Annotated in this window: 4 protein-coding genes; all 4 read left to right on the top strand. The window is 65.5% G+C overall.

The window, feature by feature from the left end:
• The coding region (locus ACFP9U_RS24210) for a putative B6 ABC transporter permease subunit 2 (RefSeq protein ID WP_378625354.1) at window positions 1–1035 on the top strand (1035 nt) is incomplete at its 5' end.
• 4 nt (window positions 1036–1039) lie between these two features.
• Entirely contained in the window at window positions 1040–1975 is a 936-nt protein-coding gene (locus ACFP9U_RS24205) for a putative B6 ABC transporter permease subunit 1 (protein ID WP_378625353.1), read from the top strand.
• A 46-nt stretch (window positions 1976–2021) separates the two neighbouring features.
• Window positions 2022–2828 (top strand): 4-pyridoxolactonase, encoded by an 807-nt coding sequence (pldA, locus tag ACFP9U_RS24200; RefSeq protein WP_322450412.1) that lies wholly within the window; start codon window positions 2022–2024, stop codon window positions 2826–2828.
• A gap of 20 nt (window positions 2829–2848) precedes the next feature.
• Window positions 2849–3788, top strand: a 940-nt coding sequence (locus ACFP9U_RS24195) for a pyridoxal-phosphate-dependent aminotransferase family protein (protein ID WP_378625352.1), incomplete at its 3' end; no start/stop codon positions are given.

Genomic DNA, 3788 nt, shown 5'->3' with positions numbered 1-3788 from the left:
CGGCTGCGCGAGGCGGGCAGGCGCATCGCCATGACCGTCGGGCCGATCCTGGCCTCGCTGGTGATCGCCGGCTTCATCCTGCTTGCAGTCGGGGTCGATCCGCTCAGCTATTACGGCTTCGTTCTCGACCGGGGCCTCCTGTCGCCGACCGGCGTGCAGCAGACGCTGACGCGCATGGCGCCGCTCCTCTTCGTCGCCGCCGGTCTCATCGTCGCCTTCCGCGCCGGCATGTGGAATCTCGGCGGTGACGGCCAGTTCCTGCTCGGAGCGGTCGTCGCGGCCGCCGCCGCGCCCTTCCTCGTCACGGTCATGCCCGGCTTCCTGGCGCTGCTGTGCGCCTTTCTGCTTTCCACGGCCGTGGCCGTGATATGGTCGCTCGTGCCGGCGCTGCTGCGCGCCTATCAGGGTGTCAACGAGATCATCACCACCTTGATGATGTCGTTCCTCGGCGTTTCGCTGGCCAATGTTCTGGTCAAGCTCGTCTTCCTCGATCCCGAGACCACCGTGCCGCAGACACGGACCCTGCCGGTGGCCGAGCGGCTGCCGCGCCTGTTCGACACCACGGTCTCCAGCGGGCTGATCTTCGGACTGGCGGCGGTCGTCATCGTGCATCTGGTGATGACGCGCACCGCCTTCGGGCTGCGGCTGCGCATCGTCGGCGCCAATCCGCGCGCCGCCATCCATGCCGGCCTTCGCGTGCCGCTCCTGACGGTGGCGGTGTTCGCCCTCTCGGCGGGGCTGATCGGCATGGCCGGGGCGATCGACATCCTCGGCGTGCAGGGCAATGTGCGCGCGGACTGGAATCCGGCATACGGCCTGGCCGTCATCCCCGTCGTCTTTCTGGCCCGCATGAACGGTTTTGCGGCGATCGCCTTCGTGTTCCTGCTTTCGATGCTGTCGATCGGCGGCGAAAGCGCCGCCCGCCGGATCGGCGTGCCCAACCACTTCACGCTGGTGCTCGTCTCGATCGTGCTGATCATGCTGGCGCTGGCCGAGTACATCGATCACCGCTTCAAACAGGCCAGGAGGGCGTGAGGGCATGGGTGGACTGTTCAGCGAGGTCTTCCTGAGCACGCTGCTTTTCGGCGCCGTCACGGCGGCTGTCCCGCTCCTTCTGGCGGGGCTGGGGGAGCAGATGTCGGAAAAGGCCGGCGTTCTCAATATCGGCATCGAAGGGATGATGATTTCAGGCGCCTATCTCGGCTTCGTCGGTGCCTATTATTCGAGTTCGCTGTGGCTGGGTTTCCTGGCGGGCGCGGCCGGCGGCGTTCTGGTCGCGGCCGTGATGGCGCTCTTGTGCGTGCGCATTGGACTCAACCAGATCGTCATCGGCATCGCCCTGACGCTGGGGCTCGAGGGCCTGACGGCGCTGCTGCATCATTTTCAGTTCTCGCGCAGCTATCCGCGTCTGCCGGCCGTGCAGAACACCCATGTTCCACTGCTGGCCGATATTCCGGTCCTGGGGCCGGCTCTCTTCCGCCACCACCTGATCGTCTATCTGGCCGTCGCCCTCGTCTTCGTCATGATCCATGTCTACCGGCGCACGCAACTCGGCATGAGCCTGCAGGCGGCGGGCGACAAGCCGGCGGCGCTGGACGTCGCCGGCGTCGACGTCATCCGCACCCGCACCGCCGCCGTTCTCTTCACCGGGACCATGGCCGGCATCGGCGGCGCCTATCTCGCCAATGTCGGTGCCGGCATCTTCATTCCCTTCATCACCAACGGTGCCGGCTTCCTCGGCATCGTCCTGGCCATGCTGGCGCGCGGGCGCCCGCTATGGGTGCTTGCGGGCGCGCTCATCTTCGGCTTGTGCCTGTCGTTGACCACGGCCATGCAGGTCGGCGGCATCAACATACCCACGGACGTCATCCAGATGCTGCCGTTCCTGGCGGTGATGGTGATGCTGGTGATCTTCGGGCGGCGCGCCAGCCTGCCGGCCGCATTCGGCATCCCCTACAAGCGCGGCGAGCGATGAAGGCCAATCGAAAGCGGGGGGAGCCCGCAGCAACAGGAGGAAAGAAATGTCGGACACCAAGGTCTACTTTCTCGACGGCGGCTCGCTCGTCCTCGACGGCTTCCACATCTTCTGGAACAAGGGGCCGGGCGGCGAGATCCGCTTTCCCACCTATTCCGTTCTCATCGAGCACGATGAGGGGCGGTTCCTGATCGACACCGGCTATGACTACGACCATGTCCAGAAGGTGCTGCCCTTCGAAAAGCCCATGCAGACGAAGGACCAGACGATCCCTGGCGCCCTCGCCCTGATCGGCCTAGAGCCCAAGGACATCGACGTCGTTTTCAACACGCATTTTCATTTCGACCATTGCGGCGGCAACAAGTTTTTCCCCGATGCCAAGAAGATGTGCCACAAGGACGAGATCCGGCAGGCCGCAAGTCCCGAACCCTTCGAGATGCTCGGCTACTCCGACCTGAGCTTCTCGGCCGAAGCGGCTGAGGCACGCGGCCTGAGCGACCAGCTCTTGGAGGGGACGACCGCGGCCAATTCGCGTTTCGAGGGCGTGGAAGGCGATCTCGAGCTGGCCAAGGGCGTGCATCTCATCTTCACGCCGGGCCACGCCATCGGCCACTACAGCGTCATGGTGGAGCTTGCCAACCGTCGCCCCATGATGCTTGTCCTCGACGCGGCTTACACCAAGAAGAGCCTCGAGACGCTGTGCCAGGCGTCCTTCCACATCGATCCGGTGGCCGGCGTGCAATCCATGCGCCGCGTCAAGGAAATCGCCGAAAAGCACGATGCCGAGCTGTTCTTCTCCCACGACATGGAGTGCTTCAGGACATACCGCACCGGCACGCAATTTTACAGCTGAAACGGGAGAGGAGGACCGACATGCGATATACGCCCGAAATGGAACCGGCCGTCACCCTGACCTCCGGCCCCGTCAACGCCTATCCGGATGTCCTGCGCGGGCTCGGCCGCACCGTTCTCTACGACTACGACCCGGCTTTTCAGCGCCTCTATGAACAGGTGGTGGAAAAGGCGCAGGTAGCGATGCGTACCGAGACGCGGCCGGTCATCCTGCAGGGCGAGCCGGTGCTCGGGCTGGAAGCGGCGGCGGCCTCGCTGATCGCGCCGGAAGACGTGGTTTTGAACCTCGTGTCCGGCGTCTACAGCAAGGGGTTCGGCTACTGGGCCAAGCGCTATTCGCCCAACGTCCTGGAACTGGAAGTGCCCTACAACGAGGCGATCGATCCCGCCGCCGTGGCCGAGATGCTGAAGGCCCATCCCGAAATCACCGTCGTTTCGGCCTGCGAGCACGACACGCCTTCCGGCACGATCAACCCCATCGAGGAGATCGGCGCGCTGGTGCGCGCGCACGGGGCCTATCTGATCGTCGATGCGGTTTCTTCCTTCGGCGGCATGCGAACGCATCCGGAGGACTGCCGCGCCGACATCTACGTGACGGGGCCCAACAAGTGCCTCGGCGCACCGCCCGGGCTCACCATGCTGGGTGTCAGTGGGCGCGGCTGGGACAAGATGAAGGCCAATGCGAACGCACCGCGCGCCTCCATTCTCAGCATCCTCGATTGGGAGAACGCATGGTCGCGCGAGGAGGCATTTCCGTTCACGCCGTCGGTCGCCGAAATCAACGGCCTGGACGTCGCGCTCGACCTTTACCTCAGCGAGGGGCCGGAGAAGGTCTGGGCGCGGCATGCCCTGACAGCGGCCGCCACGCGTGCCGGCGTGACGGCCATGGGCGCCGCCTTGTGGGCGGCACGCGAGACGATTGCCTCCCCGACCACGACCGCGGTCGGGACGCCGGAGGGGA

It is taken from the genome of Nitratireductor sp. GCM10026969, assembly GCF_042660605.1.
Taxonomy (GTDB): domain Bacteria; phylum Pseudomonadota; class Alphaproteobacteria; order Rhizobiales; family Rhizobiaceae; genus Chelativorans.
This window is presented reverse-complemented; position numbering and strand designations above follow the sequence as displayed.

Bases quoted from the DNA above. Each gene is read 5' to 3' on its own strand.
- ACFP9U_RS24205 (WP_378625353.1), top strand. From the start codon at position 1,040: ATGGGTGGACTGTTCAGCGAGGTCTTCCTGAGCACGCTGCTTTTCGGC.
- pldA (WP_322450412.1), top strand. From the start codon at position 2,022: ATGTCGGACACCAAGGTCTACTTTCTCGACGGCGGCTCGCTCGTCCTC.